A 15,771-nucleotide genomic window follows, 5' to 3' on the forward strand; every position below is an offset into this window, starting at 1 on the left:
CGAGCTGGTCGCCAAGATCGTCGCGAAGGCCCGCAAATACGGGGTGACGTTCCTGTTGTCGCGACACCAGTCCCGTCGAAAGAGTCCCTGCCTCGGGCGGTGGCGAAAGTCCCTGTCGAACCGGGCGTGTTTCGCCATCGCCGATCACCAGGGCAACGACGCGATCCTCGGCACCGGCAAACCACCGCCGGGATCACCGCCCCCACCCTGCAACCCATGACCGTGGGCAGCGACGGCACCGTGGACCTCGGGGACCTCGGCACCGCCATGACATCCGGGTTCACCAGCCGGGACGGGCTGATGCGCTGCTTCTACATCCAACGCGGCAACGGCGTCGACGAGCTGACACCGATCGTCGAGCGGGCGGTGAAGCTGCGGGAAGAGGCCGGGCTCGCCACCGGAGCAGCGACCGCCCCGGCACCGCCGCCTCGCCGGGACCTTCTGGAGGACCTGCTCACGTCCTCACCGAGGCGGGCGCGAAGCGGATGCGCACCCAGGAAGCGCTCGCGCTGCTCGCCGAACTCGACCGCGCCCACTACGGGACCTGGACCTTCGAACGCCTCGCCGACGCACTCCCCGACGGGGCGAAGCCCTACAAGACCGGCGGCACCAAACAGGTCTCCACCGACCGCATCGCAGAAGCCCTCACCGACCGCAACACACCCACCGATCCTGTCACCGACAGTGACGAATGGGCGAAGGGTCCGACGACCTGAGCTGAGGGACCCCCTCAGGGACCCGGGAGGGACCCAGGGAGTTCTCCCTCCCGGGTCCCCGACGGGTCCTCCCCAACCTGACCTGCACTGACAGTCACCCAGGGACCCCAGGGACCCACCCCCTCCAGCCCTCTGAAACCCGCAGTTGAGCAGGGACGGGAGCACTTCGGCGCCTCCCTCCCTCCCCTTCGCCATGCCGAAAACAGGAGCCCCCATGACCACACACAGTCACACACTCTCCTGGACTACCGGAACCACCGGCAACACCTGCAGCCCCTGACCCCTCCCGTGTCGAGCCCTGGCAGTCCCGATCCCGCGCCTGCCCCACCGGATCGGGCCGACGCGCTGGAGGTGATCAGCTTCGTCGACCCGGCCGTGCTGGCCGCCGTCCTCGGACGAGCCCAGCCGACCGCACCGCTGCTCGTCGCCGCCCGCGTGGGCGTGGAGGTCGCCGACCTGCGCCACGCCCGCTGGGTCGCGTTGCGCGACGCCAGCAAGCAGGTCTCGGTCGCCTACACCGCTGCCGGGCTCGCCCGACAGCCGTCCCTCGCGGAGTTGATGCGGCGCCGGTATCCGCCCCACGGCGACCCGGCCCGGTGGGGCACGTGGGGACGCGGCATGAGCACCACCGCAGCCCACACAGCTGGTCGTGGGCAAGTCGACCCGGACCACAGCCGCCCCAGCGGGCGAGGACCGGAAGCGACGCGGCAGCACCGCCCTTCCCCCGCGCACCGGCCGCCCCGGATGTCGCGGCTGGCGGTCCAGGTCGCCGACGGCCGCGAACTCGCCGTCCTCGTCGACGGGCCCTGGCGTGGGCGCTGGTACTGGGCCGACGACCTGGCAGCCATGCAGGACGCGTCTCGCCGCTACCCGGACGGCCCCCGGCCGCCGAGCTCCGCGCCTACGCCCCGACCGAGACCTGGACCGAGCACCCGCACGAGCCCGAGGTGACCGGACGCCTCTGGCGACACCACCCGAGCACCGCACCCGCCGCCACCACCTCCAGGAGGACCGCGTGAACACCCACGACGACAGGTTCCCGCAGGTCAGGGCGAAGGTTCCGAATCCGGCACCTTCACCCCACCACCGACCAACAGCACCAGTAGCGACGTCGACGGGGCGGTGATCCTCGACGACCTGGAGACCGCGCTGCGCCGCTACGTCGCCCTCCCCTCCGACGCCGCCGTCGTCGGGGTCGTGCTCTGGATCGCCGCCACCCACGCCCAACCCGCCTGGGCCCACGCACCACGCCTGGTCGTGCGGGCACCGGAGAAGCGCTGCGGGAAATCCCGCCTCCTCGACGTCGTCGAAGGCGCCTGCCACCAGCCGTTCATCACCGTCAACGCCACACCGGCAGCGGTCTACCGCTCCATCACCGCCGACCCACCCACGATGCTCGTCGATGAGGCCGACACGATCTTCGGACCCGCAGCCACCGGCCACGAAGACCTCCGCGGACTCCTGAACGCCGACACCAACGCAACGCACCGCCCGCCAAGCGCTACGACTCGCCAAAAACCGCGTCGAGTCGATCTCGACGTTCGCCATGGCAGCGCTGGCCGGGATCGGACGCATGCCCGACACCATCGAAGACCGCGCCATCGTCGTCCAGATGCGCCGCAGAGCCCCCGGAGAACAGGTGGCGCCCTACCGGCACCGACGCGACCGGCCACGCCTCCAGAAGCTCGCTGAGCGGCTGCACAGCTGGCTCCGCAACGACCTATCGGTCTTGGAGGCGGCTGAGCCGGTGATGCCGGTCGAGGACCGGGCCGCTGACACCTGGGAACCACTCATCGCCATCGCCGACCACGCCGGAGGCCACTGGCCCGAACGCGCCCGCCAAGCCATCCTCGCCCTCCAAGAGGACAGTGCCGGGGATGACCGGTCCGAACGCATCCGGCTCCTCGCGGACTGCCATGCGGCGTTCGGGGACGAGCAGGCGTTGCCGACGATGCGGCTGCTCCAGCAGCTCCGGGCTGATCCGGAGGCGCCGTGGGCGGACTACGGGCCACGCGGCGAAGGACTCACCGCCATGCGCCTCGGGAAGCTCCTCGCCGAGTACGACATCCAGTCCACGCAAATGCGGCTCCCTGGGCTCGGGAAGGTCAGGTGCTACCAGCGTGACGTGTTCGGCGACGCGTGGCGGCGCTACACCCCTGATCTGGTCACCGACAGTGCTGAACAAGGAGGCGCGGGGCCAGGCGAGGCATAACCGCTGGTCAGGATGCGGTAAGGGCGGCCTTCGGCTTGCGTGAGCGTGTTGTTCGTTGAGGGGGTGTCCCGGCTTGAGCCGGACACCCCCTCAAGCCGGGACAGGGAAAAAGCGCATGTGACCTGCTGGAACGCTCAATGTGTCCCGGCTGTCCCGGCTTGCCCGGCTTGGGGCGCCGGTAAGGGAGTTGTCACCAGCCGCAAACGAGTCGATCATTGCTGGTCAGCGGGTTTATTTTCGGTGAGGTTGCGGTAGAGGGTGGCGCGGCTGACGCCGAACGCGGCTGCGATCTGGTCGGCGGTCTGGCCGGTGTCGAGGGCGGCCTGGGCCGCGGCGAGCTGGTTGGGGTCGAGTTTGCGGGGTCGGCCGGGCAGTTTGCCCGTGGCTGCGGTGGCCTCGCGGGCGTGGGCGGCGCGTTCGCGCATGAACACTCGTTCCATGTGTGCGAACAGCGCCAGTAGCGCGACGGCGAGTTCGGCCATCGGCGAGTCGTCGGTGGTGTCGATCGGGATCGGGTCCTTCAGGGTCTTGATCCCGATGCCCTGCTCGCGCAGCTCGTGCACGACGTTGAGGCATTCGCGCAGATTGCGGCCGAGTCGGTCGAGGTTGGTCGCGATGATCGTGTCGCCGGAGCGGGCGTAGCGGCGCAGCTCGGTGAAGCCGGGCCGGTCGATGGTGGCGCCGGTCTTCTTGTCGGTGTAGATCCGCTCGTCGGGTATGCCGTGGTGGCCCAGGGCGTCGAGCTGTCGTTCGAGGTCCTGGTGTGTGGTCGAGACGCGGGCGTAGCCCAGTTCCATCACGTCACCGTCCTGGCCTGGTCCCGGTCGGCATCCAGGGCGGCGGCGATCCGCGGGTCGGTAATGGCGGACTCGCCGGTCATGATCGTCTCGTTTCCTCCCGCAACTGTCTCATAAGTTTACCATGTGGCCGTGTTTCGAGGCGGTGTTTCGACGTTAGATTGTGAGACAGCGTGACCTGGGGTGATGTCGATGTCCGAACTCGCCTGCACGCTGTCGCGGAACCTTGGTTTCGAGACCGGCCAGTCAGCCGCTGGAGGCGGCGGCGGCCAGGCGAAGACGGGCGTCCATGTTCAGCCGCACCTCGCCGTAGGGCAGCACGTGCGCCCAGAACAGCGGCGTCAGCCCGCGCCGATCCTCAGCGGTGAGCGCGTCGTCCCACTCGGAGCCAGCGAGCAGGTCCTGGATCATCAGGGTGTTCACGTACACCAGGGCGGCCTGCAAGATCCGCAGGCACAGCACGCTCATCTCCTGCTCGTCGCGCCGGTTGGTGGCCAGGTCCCCGCCCTTGCCGTAGAAGATGACCGCGTTGGCCCGATTCCACGACTCGACCACGTTCAGGCCCTCGTGGATCTCTCGCTGGAGTGCCCGGCTGTGCAGGTAACGGGCCAAGAAGATGGTCTTTTGCGCCCGGCCCAGCTCGATCATCGCCTGGTAGGTCGGGTGCGCTGCGTTGGCCTTCATGAATCGCCGCAGGATCGCCTCGGTCGAGGCGGTGCCCACGCGGATCGCGGTGGCGTACTTGAGCATCTGGTCGTACTGCTCAGCGATGCGGTCCCACCGGACCGGGCGGGTCATCGCCGGTGCCAGACCCGGCCAGGCGTCTGGCTCGCCAGCAGCCGGGCGGTACAGCTTGACCTTGTTGATCCGCTTGATCCTCGGCAGCAGGTCGAACCCGAGCAGCTTCGTGATGCCGAACCCGATCTCGGACTGACCATGCGTGTCCACGTAATTGGCCTCGACCTGCATGTCGGTGCCATGCCGGATCGCGCCGTCGACCATCGCGTGCACCTCGGAGGCCGAGCAGTTCAGCCGCTGCGAGTGGATCACCACGGAGCCGCGCTCGACGTGCCAGTAGATCAGCACCCCTCGGCCGCCGTAGCGGGAGTGCCACTCGGTGAAGATGTTCTGGTCGAACGCGCCGAAGTGAGTCGAGTCGCTGGCCCCGTGGATCCGTCGCCCCACAGTGTCTGCTGGCGGGCGGCGAAGGTGGCGTTGGCGATCTCGATCGCGATCTGCCGCGCGGCCTCGGTGCTCAGGTAGCGGCGCCGGGCGTAGCGAATCTCGTCCTCGGAATGCCCGTGCTCGCCGCCGGCGACCGCACGGATGCCGGTGTTGGTGCCGTACCCGTAGATAGCCAGCAGCAACCGCTCGGCCAGCACGTGCTCGGGCAAGGTGCCGCGGTCGGCGACCGAGGTCACCGCCGACAGGCAGCCGGTGCGCAGCACCGCCTCCTTGAGCATGTCGATCAGCGGCACCGTGCCCCACCGGGCCTGCACAGCCTGCTTGAGCCGGCGCAGGTTGCGCGGCTCCGGCGAGGCCTCCAGCGGGGCCAGCTTGACCGCGCCAGCCGCGCGGTCGCTAATCGACAACCAATCGCAGCCCGGCAGGGCGGTGTGCAGGGCCTCCAGCTCGGCGCGCATCTCGGCTTGCAGGTCGGCGATGAACTGGCTGGGGTCCAGCGGCTTGCGCAGCGCCTGGTAGTGCTCGACGCGATGGTCCTCGAAATCGGTCGGAAGGTCTTCGGCCGGGTTGCGCCAGGTGTCCGCGCCGACGACCCAGATTTCCTTGCACCGCAACTGCTCGCGTAGCGCCTGGAAGGTGCACACCTCGTAGACCATGCGCACGACCCGTTGCCGGCGGCGCTTGTCGTCCTTGTAAACCAGCGCCTCCCAGTCCTCGCTCAGGCCGCGATGGACCGGGATGTGCTCGCCGGCCGGGTAGTAGTGCAGGTTCCCGGCGCTGGCGTAGCGGGTGATCAGCTCCAGCGCGTCGAGCACCGGCCGGTGGGTGGTGTTGTTGCTGCGGAACTCCAGCACGTCCAGCAGCTTGATCAGCCCAGTCCGGTAGTGGTTGGTGTAGGAGCCCTTCAGCGTGGCCTTCACGGTGCGCTGGTAGGTCGGCCCGGAGGACTTGAACTCCGCGATCAGGTCGGCCAGCACGGCCTGCGGCGCGACCGGGAACACGGTGTCGCGCACGAGCTGGTCGCCGGCGTTCACGGTCGCCTCGGCGACCCGGAACAGCAAGTTCTCCTTGCCGGTGACCCGCTTGAACTCCTTGATCAGCTCCTTGGTCACCCGGACCTCGGCGCGGGCGTTGATCCGGTGCACGGTGGAGATCAGCAGCTCGACCAGCGTGTCGGTGATCTCCCGTTCCCGGCAGTGCAACAACGCCGCCAGCAGGGCCAGCGTCACCTCAGGCGCGTGTCCGCGCAGGTGGCTGGGCGCCTCGACCGCCGCCCGCGCCCGCCAGGCGGCGACCACCTTCGGGGCGATGTCGGCGAACACGCCGGCTGACAGGCCGACCGCCCGTACCGCTTCCAGCTTGGCGATCTCGGTCAACATCGTGTTCAGGCTGACGTTGCCCGGATCGGACCGGATCGAGGCCAGCACCGCCGGCCCGTCACCGTCCCCGCCGGGTTGGCCGTCGTCATCGGCACCGGCCGCGACCAAGGCGAACAGCCGAACGCGCACCGCCTCGGATAAGCGGATCGCCACCCGTGCGAACAGCAGCTCCTCGCCGCGGTGCAGCGCCGAGCGCACGATCCGGTCGACGCGGCCGCCGGTGGGCGGCTCGATACGTTCCTCCCGGCACCGGTCCAGCAGCTGGTCACGGACACGTTCAGCGCCGCGCTCGGTCTGGGTGACGGTGGTGACCAGCCACTCGGTGAGCTTGTCGGCGTCGGCGACGCTGCACTCCCGGAACCCCAGTGTCCGGCGAATCTGGCTGCGATGGAACTCGATCGTGCGGCCGGACCAGTCGTAGAACGCCAGCTCGGTCACCGGCACACCGACCTGCCGGGCCACGTAGTCCACAGCGGCGTCGGGGATCTCGCTCCGGCTGCGGGGAAACCGGCCGTGCTCGGTGTAAAAGCGCAGCAACACCGCGAACCCGAGCCGCGTCGCGCCACGCTTGCCGGCCACCATCGCCAGCTCGGCCTCGACCAGCGTCCACCGATCGATCAGTTCGTCCTGACCCAGCTCACGCGCCACGCACGGACGCTACTCCCACCCCCCGGACACCGCCGCGACCAGAGATTCAGGGTCAAGCCCCCAGCGCTCGTTTGCGGCTGATGACACGATCCTTACCGGCACCCCGGCTTGGGGGCCGTTTCGGGACATCCCTCGAAATCTCACTCTGTGCAACTGGCGGCGCGGCGCGCCACGGCGAGCGCCCACTCCCCGTGGCGCCGGGCGTCAGCGAGGAGGCGACCGACGGTGCCGATGCTGTCGCCAGTGCTGACAGCGATCTCTCGGTAGCTGAACCCCTGGAGGCGCAGATCCACGGCCCTGGCTCGACGTTGCTTGGCCCGCTGCTCGTAGCGGTCTCGGGGTTCGGCGATCATTTTTGTGACCGTGGAGCGGGATATTCCGAACTCTTCAGCGAGTTCGCGGCCGCTCTTGGTCCGACGCCGCGGAATTTGCGCTGTCATGAGAAAGCCCGCTTCGCCAATGCCTCGCGGAGCTGTCGAGATGTTTCGATCTGGTCATCGCCACGGATTCGGCCAGCGATGAGTCCGCCGTTGCGTCCTGATCCTTTGCGTCCGCGTGCGGCTTGGATGGCGGAGAAGGCTGCGTCGTAGGCGGCGGGGCCGTCGTTCCACATGCGGGAGTAGTTGATCGTCCAGTCCGAGATGGAGCCGGAGATGTGGCCGAGTTCGTTCCCTCCGAGGGGGATGGGGAAGTCGGCGTTGAGGATCGCGACGTGTTTGGCGACAGCGGCGCGGTAGCCGTCGGCGTCGCCCCAGTGGTGCCGCATTTCGCGGTAGGCGAAGCGGCGGACCATGTGGAACAGGGTTTCGTTGCGGGAGTAGCCGACGGGGGCGCGGCGGCGTTGGTTGTGCCAGCCGCGTCCGGGCATGTGCCCGGCGGCGGTCAGGATCGCCCCGAATTGGTTGAGGGTGGAGGTTTTGTCGTGGAGGAAGTGGGTGATCCAGCGGGAGTGGAACGGGTTTTTGATCAGCCGCCCGGGATAGGACGGGTCCCCACCCACCGCACGCCGCAGCGCCTCTTCGATCGAGAGGCCGTAGCGGACCGCGCGGCGTGATCCGTAGTTGGTGACGTTGATCGGTGTCGTGATGCCGAACCCGGCGTGGGCGTGGCCGTTGACGGGGTTCTCGATGATCACGTTCGGCATCGGGTGGCTGTCGACGGTGGAGACCATCCGCAGGACCGCATCCGCGCTGTCGCCGTCGATCCCGATCAACCCCCACACCTGCTTGGGGTGCAGCTCGACATGCATCCGGGTCATCGCCTCCTCCCGGGTCTGCCGCCACACGCCGTCGTCGAACTCGTCGGCGGCGAGTGGGTACCGCGACGTCCACAAACGCCCCCAGATCGCCGTAGCCGCCTCAAACGGCAGCCCCCCGACTAGGTAGCCCGGGCCCTCAATCGGGGCCTCACAGGGGCTCTCAGAGCCCCGGGGATCGGTATCGGGGACAGCGCCGGGGGGAACCCACAGGTCAGAGCCGGTCATCCGGGGGAACTCCTCACCACCGCCGACAGGCGCGGTGCCGGTCCAGGGCATTGAGCTTCGCCCTGTGTTGTCTCCGGCCGCTGACGCGGCCGGAGGGGTGCGGGCTCGCTGCGCTTCACCCGAAACTCTGACTTGGTTGCCTGCTCGGACACTCGCATATTTCCAGGTCACAGCCCCGGATGTCGCGTACCCCCAGGTCAGACGGGCGTGTCACTCCACCCGACCGGCCTCCAACCGGACGCCGACACCCCGGTGGCAGCAGCAGCAGCAGCAGCAGCCCCGCCGCACCCGAGCCGACCAGACGACGACGCCGGAGGCGCCCGCCCGCGTTTTCCTGAGGAAAACGCACATCTCGCTGCGCGGTGAACCGGCACCAGGCGGTCGTCGGCAAGCCGACACCCGGACCGCACCCCGCCCCCGGCGGGGGAGGACCGGAAGCGGCGCGGCAACACCACACCAACCGGCTCCGTCCACACACAACCAGCGACCCGAACCGAAGATCATCAGAGGATGCATAGGTCCTGTGGGTGTTGAGCGACGCGGCCCACCGGGCCGACAACGCACGCGCGCTTCGCGCTCGACACCGCCAACCCAAGATCAACAGCGACCACACCTATGCACAGTGCTGTGATCGCCGGGCCGGGTGCCGGTCCCGCGCCGACGATTCACTCCCGCACGCAGCACCACGGGACACGGCCACGGCCCCGCCTGCGGCGGAGCGAGCTATACACTTAGCCCGGCTAAGTGGGTAACGCAAAGACGGAATCCTACAGAGCGGGGCGCTGCGCTGAGCCGGCCGACAGGGACTGCCGGGCCTACTGGAACCGCACCCCTCCCTCTGGAGGCAGGTTTACAGAAAACCCATACACGCCCCTGCTAGTCCGCTGAATCCTGCAACAGCCATAGGGCCTGGACCGACGAGAAATCGCTCCTTCCCTAAAATGTACTCTAAGATCTGAAAAATGACGTACAGACCCGCAGCCGGAAAGACTAGGCGATTTATGGTGATTTCGTTATCCGCAAGAATAGCCACTGCTCCGTAGAGCATCGCATAGCAAGCTACGGCTGTTCCGCCAATCGTAGAGTTCTCGAAGACTGGCCTGTGTTCATCTCGCGAGCTGCGGTCTTGCATGAATTCAACTCCTGGGGGCGTCGTGATCAACGATCTACAAGTTCGCATTAGCTGCACGTGCTACCTGGCTGGCCGACTTGCGAGATCAGGTCCGAGAGCTCCTCGATGGCAGGTGGGATATCGGGCGTGCTCCGCGGTCTAGCCGAAGCAGTTCTTTTGAATCGTGGCTACTCCAAGAATCTCCAGCGCGACGTTACCGAGAATCTTTTTGGCGTCTTCCTTATTGCCAGCCTTAATAAGCAGCTTGGCGGCCTTCGCCACGCCACCAAGTCCCTTGATTGCCTGGTATGCTTTATTTGCGGGAATAAATGCCGCGCCGATCGCGGCCGCGCATACAGTATACTTCCAAGTCGTCCCCCAGAAGCCTCGTGACGAGGAATTCATGAGGGGCTTACCGTCTGAGTCAATCAGTTCTACTGCTCCATTCGCTGAGACCTTCAGGGCTGCGGTTTCTGCCGGCAAATGCGGTTCATGTGTATAGTCTGCAGCTTCGTTGAGCTCACGAATATCGCTCACTGAGAGAGGGAGAATAAATCCTCCTGCCTCGGCGTACGCAAAGCCACTGGTTAGGCTTAACGCTGTAACAACAACAGCGATGACAGAGATAATTCGGGTGGTCCATCTAGTGCACATCGCATTACTCGAGCACGCCCCCCCCCCCACTAGTCAAGAGCCACTACCAGAAGCAACCACGTGAGCACATTCAGCCACTACGGACAGATACGCCCAAACCAGCCTAAACCGCCCACCCTGCCGCAGTCAGTTGACCTTGACCTTGACCTTCCTTCTCTCAAAGCATGGAACTACGTACCGATGATCATGGCCGCTCCGCGACCACCCTCCCGGTGGGTCGGGCTGGCGCCCGACACCTCGACCGACCGTCAGCGAAGCAGGGTGGTTGAGGTGTCGGGCGCCAGCCCGACCCACCGGGACTCACTCAACCATCCACACAACAGCAGGTCACAGCGATGACCGACTCGAGAACACCCAGGGGCAAGTCCAGAAGACGGCCCCGAAAACAATCTTGTGCTCTCTCGGGAGTAACAAAGCCTCTCTCGGGAGTTACTGGGCCACCTGTCGGGCCGACAGCACCGAGGACACGCGACCTCAACGATAACGCGACACCCCCCACATCCGCCGGATCGCGCATCGAGCGGATGCGGGGACTCCTGCACGCACCACAACACCGTGCAAGCAGATGCTAAAACCATCCTGCGGCACCTTTGAAACCGCACAACCAGTCACATCAATACCGTGCCCGGCACCACCCCTGCCCTAGCGCAAAAGAGCACTCATCCGTAGCTCTGACAACGCCCAGCCCTCCGGTACCACAAGCGGCAGAAGAGGCGGCAGGGGGCGCTCAGCAACACCTGTAGAGCGCCGCAATCTATAGCGCCGGAAACGCAACCACGCACCACCGAAAACCGCGGCCGTCGCTGCTCGCCACCCCAGCCCTCGACTCGTCACGCAGAGTGAGATTTTGGGGGATGTCCCGAAACGGCCCCCAAGCCGGGGCAAGCCGGGACAGCCGGGACACATTGAACGTTCCCGCAGGTCATATGCGCTTTTTCTCTGTCCCGGCTTGAGGGGGTGTCCCGGCTCAAGCCGGGACACCCCCTCACCGGCCAGCACGCTCACGCGCGCCGAAGACCGCCATGAACGCGGCCTGACCAGCAAAAACGGTGACCAGGCGACCCCCGAGCTCTGTCGTCACGTTCCGTGATCGATCTGGGATGCGGGCGAGCGGCGGGCAGGCCAGTCGAGATTGGTGCTTGACAGCCGAGGCGGGGGCGTGTCTTGCTTGAAGGAGCAGTCCGGCGGTCCCTGCCGGGTTGCGGTCACCGCCCAGGAGTGGAATCCGGGGCGGCGACCTAACCGAACGACCTGAAGAAGACAGGTGATCGGCTATGGGCCATGCTGCCCTTGGCATTCGTGTGTCTCCACCCCGGTCCGGGGATTTCCTTCTCGATCCACCCGACAGCGACCCTGATCCCGGCGCTGACCAGGGCTTCTCGTGGTGCCCGGACGGTCTGACCGAGCAGGCCATCGACCGCCTCTACCGCGACCTCCTCGCCAGCCCCGACGGGCCCAGCGGGCCTCCAGATGGTGACGCCGAGACGCGGCTGTTCGCGCTCCCGGCACGTCACCATGCTGCTATTTCCGCTGGTCACCAGGTTATTGCGGGTGGTGAGGCGGCATGAACACGCACCTTCACCGCGCCGTCACGGCGGTCCGGGACCGGACCGCCGAGATCGGCGTCGTCACCGCCCTGGCCGGGGCGACGCTGGGCCTGACCTGGTGGTTCGCCGTCCCGCTCGGCTTCATGACCGGCTGGTGGATCGCCGCTGAGCTGCGCCTCTGGCAGGTCCGCCGAGCCGTCCCGGCCTCAACCACCCTGGCCGGACAGGGCCCGGCAGACGTCGTCTCCGGCGGCGCTGTGTCGCCTTCTGGGCGGGTTTCGGCTGGTCAGCGGGTTGAGGGGAGGGCGCGGGCATGACCACCACGTCGTCTTCCTCCACGTCGTGGGCGGCGGAGCGGCGTGAGAGCCGCGCTCTGGACGCCCGCCTCGCCCGGGAAGCCGCTGACGCTGCGGCGCAGCGGCGGATCGCCGAGCAGGACGCCCGCCGCGACCGCGACCGGGCCGACCGCGAGAACGCTGAGCGGCGCCGCACCGAGCAGCGTCAGGCCCGTGCCACAGCCCGGGCAGCCGCCCGGAATAGGGCTCTGACCTGGGCATCCGCCCACGTGGTCGAGTTGCTGATCTACCCGATCGCGCTGCTCTCGTTCGCTCTGGCCGCACCCGCGATGGCCGCCTACGGCACCACGATCTACGGCCCGGGCGGTGCGCTCCTGGCCGGGATCACCGAACTCGGCATGTGGGCCTTCGCCCTCGCCGTGACCGCCTCCCGACACCGCACACCGGACCGGCCGGTGGTCGGCCTGCAGGCCGGGGTGGTGCTCTTCTCCCTGGTCGCGGCCTCGATGAACCTCCTCCACGGCCTCCACCACGGCTGGACCGCCGGGATCGTCATGGCCGTCGTGTCCATCGCAGGCGTCGCCGCACACCAGCTCACCCTGGCCGGAGCACCCCGCTCCCGAGCCGAACGCCGCGCAGCACGCCTGGACGCGCTGGTGGAGGCGAAGACCAGCCGCGCCCGGCGCCTCGCCGTCCGCGACGCGGCAGCGGTCATCGACACCGACGGCACCGCGGCCCTGGCCTATCGGCCCGGGACCTACCAGGTCCGCCGCCGGGCGCTCGCCGCGACGACCGGCCCGGGACGCCACGGCGCCCCGACCGTGCCGGTCGCCATCGGCCGCGCCGACGACTGGGACTGGGCACTGGCCGCCCTCGTCGAGGGCGCGGGCTGTGTCGGCTCGCGGCTCACCAACGACCTCGACTGCCTCGACTCCGAGGTCGACTCCCACCTCGACGATGATCATGGGGGCGGTGTCGCCGTCCTCGACCGCCGTGACGAGGAGTCGGGTGGGGAGTCGAGGGCTGACCTGCGACAGTCGACCCACCCAAGATCATCGTCGACCCGGGGAGTCGACCCCGACCATGATCTTGAAACCGCCTCGACCGGCCGCACCCTCGACGATCTTCGCCAGCTCCTCCGGGCCGCCGTCGCCGACGGCCGGGTCGACCCCGGCTCGGCCGAATCCATCCGCCGGACACTGCGCTGCTCCGCCGCGCGCGCCCGCCAGCTCCGCGATCAGTTCCGTGACGAGACCGGAGGCCCGCGATGAGCCACCACGACGACCACAACAGCCGCGACGACCAGGAGAAGGGGGCTGGCGGCGCCAGCCCAGCCCACCACGCGTCATCAGGGGACGGGCTGGCGCCGGTCATCACCCTGCACCACCGGCCCGACAACCACGGCGCCGACACCGAGGTCCCGGTGGTGATCGAAGGCGAGATCGTGGCGCCGACACCGGGAGCGGGCGTGGTGGTGTCGCGGCGGGACCTCTACCGCTCCGACCTGCACGCCGCAGGCCGGAGCGCCCTCGCCGCCGCGACCCACCCGGCCACGGTGACCAGCACGAAGGCGCTGGTCAGGAACACGTGGTTCGTGTTCTCCGGCGCCGGAGTCCTCATCCAGCGGTGGCGCGACACCCACGGCACCTCCCGGTATGAGCGGCAGATGCGCGCCGCCGAAATCGCCGGGGACCAGGACCGGCTCCTGGAATGGGAGGCCCGCGACACCGCCGAAAAACAGCGGCGCCATGGCCGAGTCATGGACTGGATCAACGCCCCACTCGCCTGGGCCCGGGCGGCGGGGGTCGGCGCGCTGATCGCGCTCGGGATGCTCCTCGGCCTCGGCGCTGTTCTCGCGATCGCGGCGAAGGATGTTTCCCTGGTCATCGCCCCGATTGCCGGGGTGATCGACGCCGTGGCCTGGACCGTCACCTTCGTGACCGTCTACGCCACCGTGATCGCCACCCTCGCCGGTGCCGGGGCGGTGCTCGGGTTGTGGGCACTCGGCCGCGCCCGCACCGAAGCACCCACCTGGACCGCACCACCCACCGACGACGTCGAGACCAGCACCGGGCGGGGTGTGATCGTCGACGAAAGCGCCGTGGTCAACGCGCTGCGCAACCTCGGCCTGAGCGCACTCAACAGCAAGTTCAAGCACGGCTGGACACCGCGCTGGAACCTCCCACCGGTCCATGACGGGAAGGGCTGGCACTGCCAGTTCCTGCTGCCCGAGGGCGTCACCGTGGAGATGCTCAACAAGCGCAAAGACGTCCTGGCCCACAACCTCCTGAGGTTGCCGGTGGAGGTGTGGCCCACCGAAGCCCGCGACCACCCCGGCATGCTGGACCTGTGGGTCGCCGACCAAGGCTCACTCACCAAGCCGGTCGCGCCCTGGCCGCTGCTGCACGACGGGACCACCGACTACTTCCGTGGTGTCCCCGTCGGCGTCACCCCCCGCGCTGACCTGGTCAACGGACGACTGTTCGGCACGAACTGGGGCATCGCCGGGATGATGGGCTCCGGGAAGTCCACCCTGATCATCAACGTCCTCGCCGGAGCCATCCTCGACCCACTCGTCGAGATCGACATCTACTGCATGGCCCACAACGCCGACTACGACCCCTTCGCCCCGGTCGCCCGGACGCTGTTCGTCTCCGACGACCCCGACGAGGTCCCCACCGTCCTCAACGGCCTCAAACAGCTCATGTCCGAGCTGTCCGAACGCGGACGGAAACTGTCCGCAGCAGGCGAACCCAAGCTCACCCGGGCACTCGCCGCCGCCGACCCGTCCATGCGGCCCCGCGTCGTGGTCATCGACGAGTGCCAGGAACTGTTCGTCTCCGACGTCGGCGCCGAAGCCGCCGAGCTGGTCGCCAAGATCGTCGCGAAGGCCCGCAAATACGGCGTCACGTTCCTGTTCGCGACACCAGTCCCCTCGAAAGAATCCCTGCCTAGAGCGGTGGCGAAGGTCCTGTCCAACCGGGCGTGTTTCGCCATCGGCGACCACCAGGGCAACGACGCCATCCTCGGCACCGGCAAACACACCGCAGGCATCACCGCCACCACCCTGCAACCCATGAGCATCGCCCCCGACGGCACCGTGGACCTCGGAGACCTCGGCACCGCCATGACGTCGGGCTTCACCAGCCGGGACGGGCTGATGCGCTGCTTCTACATCCAACGCGGCGACGGCGTTGATGAACTAACACCGATCGTCGAGCGCGCCGTGAAACTCCGCCAGGACGCCGGACTCGATGCTGGCCCCGCCAGCACCCCGGAACCGGCCCCGCGCCGGGACCTCCTGGAGGACCTGCTCCACGTCCTTCACGGGCACAAACGGATGCGCACCCAGGAAGCACTCGCCGCGCTCACCGAGCTCGACCGCGCCCACTACAGCTCCTGGACCTTCGCCCGCCTCGCCGAGGAGCTGCCCGCAGACGCGTGGCCCTACAAGTCCGACGGCGTCATGGTCCTCAGCGCCGCGCGCCTCCACGAAGCCCACACCGACGCCACCCACGAATCCATCACTGACAGTGATGAATTCGGGCCCGGGCAGAAGGGCTGCTTCTAGCCGGAGGTGGTCAGGGAGGCGTCAGGGAGGCAGGGAGTTCTCCCTCCCCCCTCCCTGACCGGTCCCTGACGCCTCCCTCCCTGGGATGACCTGCACCGACAGTCACTCAGGGAGTCCAGGGACCCACCCCCTCACACACCCCTGAAACCCGCAGTTGAGCAGGGACGGAGGC

11 protein-coding genes and 1 pseudogene are annotated in these 15,771 nt (G+C 68.1%); 7 read left to right on the plus strand and 5 right to left on the minus strand.

What is annotated here, in order from left to right; all coding sequences use genetic code 11:
• The 4 genes from KPL57_RS59215 to KPL57_RS59230 all read left to right on the plus strand — a co-directional run.
• A partial coding sequence (locus KPL57_RS59215) for a hypothetical protein (RefSeq protein ID WP_226358780.1) occupies nucleotides 1-220 on the plus strand: 220 nt, incomplete at its 5' end.
• A gap of 265 nt (nucleotides 221-485) precedes the next feature.
• Entirely contained in the window at nucleotides 486-716 is a 231-nt protein-coding gene (locus tag KPL57_RS59220; protein WP_226358781.1) for a hypothetical protein, read from the plus strand.
• A gap of 351 nt (nucleotides 717-1,067) precedes the next feature.
• Nucleotides 1,068-1,667 (plus strand): hypothetical protein, encoded by a 600-nt coding sequence (locus tag KPL57_RS59225; RefSeq protein ID WP_226358782.1) that lies wholly within the window; start codon nucleotides 1,068-1,070, stop codon nucleotides 1,665-1,667.
• 622 nt (nucleotides 1,668-2,289) lie between these two features.
• Entirely contained in the window at nucleotides 2,290-2,928 is a 639-nt protein-coding gene (locus KPL57_RS59230; RefSeq protein WP_226358783.1) for a DUF3631 domain-containing protein, read from the plus strand.
• Nucleotides 2,929-3,140: 212 nt separating this feature from the next.
• On the opposite strand, the gene KPL57_RS59235 is transcribed toward KPL57_RS59230, so the two are convergent.
• The 5 genes and pseudogenes from KPL57_RS59235 to KPL57_RS59255 all read right to left on the minus strand — a co-directional run bounded on the left by KPL57_RS59235 (nucleotide 3,141) and on the right by KPL57_RS59255 (nucleotide 10,068).
• Entirely contained in the window at nucleotides 3,141-3,725 is a 585-nt protein-coding gene (locus KPL57_RS59235; RefSeq protein WP_226351775.1) for a recombinase family protein, read from the minus strand.
• A gap of 246 nt (nucleotides 3,726-3,971) precedes the next feature.
• Nucleotides 3,972-6,871, minus strand: a pseudogene (locus KPL57_RS59240) (Tn3 family transposase).
• A 206-nt stretch (nucleotides 6,872-7,077) separates the two neighbouring features.
• Nucleotides 7,078-7,290, minus strand: a complete 213-nt coding sequence (locus KPL57_RS59245; RefSeq protein WP_226358784.1) for a sigma factor-like helix-turn-helix DNA-binding protein — start codon at nucleotides 7,288-7,290, stop codon at nucleotides 7,078-7,080.
• An 83-nt stretch (nucleotides 7,291-7,373) separates the two neighbouring features.
• Nucleotides 7,374-8,420 (minus strand): replication initiation protein, encoded by a 1,047-nt coding sequence (locus KPL57_RS59250; RefSeq protein ID WP_226358785.1) that lies wholly within the window; start codon nucleotides 8,418-8,420, stop codon nucleotides 7,374-7,376.
• A 1,270-nt stretch (nucleotides 8,421-9,690) separates the two neighbouring features.
• Entirely contained in the window at nucleotides 9,691-10,068 is a 378-nt protein-coding gene (locus tag KPL57_RS59255; protein WP_226358786.1) for a hypothetical protein, read from the minus strand.
• 1,681 nt (nucleotides 10,069-11,749) lie between these two features.
• On the opposite strand from KPL57_RS59255, the gene KPL57_RS59260 reads away from it, so the two are divergent.
• The 3 genes from KPL57_RS59260 to KPL57_RS59270 are packed head-to-tail and all read left to right on the plus strand — an operon-like array spanning nucleotide 11,750 to nucleotide 15,599.
• On the plus strand, nucleotides 11,750-12,049 hold the full coding sequence (locus tag KPL57_RS59260) for a hypothetical protein (RefSeq protein WP_226358787.1): 300 nt from the start codon (nucleotides 11,750-11,752) through the stop codon (nucleotides 12,047-12,049).
• On the plus strand, nucleotides 12,046-13,299 hold the full coding sequence (locus KPL57_RS59265) for a hypothetical protein (RefSeq protein ID WP_226358788.1): 1,254 nt from the start codon (nucleotides 12,046-12,048) through the stop codon (nucleotides 13,297-13,299). Before KPL57_RS59260 ends, KPL57_RS59265 begins: the two co-directional genes overlap by 4 nt.
• Nucleotides 13,296-15,599, plus strand: coding sequence for an FtsK/SpoIIIE domain-containing protein (locus tag KPL57_RS59270; protein ID WP_226358789.1), 2,304 nt, complete (start codon nucleotides 13,296-13,298; stop codon nucleotides 15,597-15,599). Before KPL57_RS59265 ends, KPL57_RS59270 begins: the two co-directional genes overlap by 4 nt.
• Nucleotides 15,600-15,771 lie beyond the last annotated feature (172 nt).

The sequence above is a fragment of the Pseudonocardia sp. ICBG601 genome, assembly GCF_020496245.1.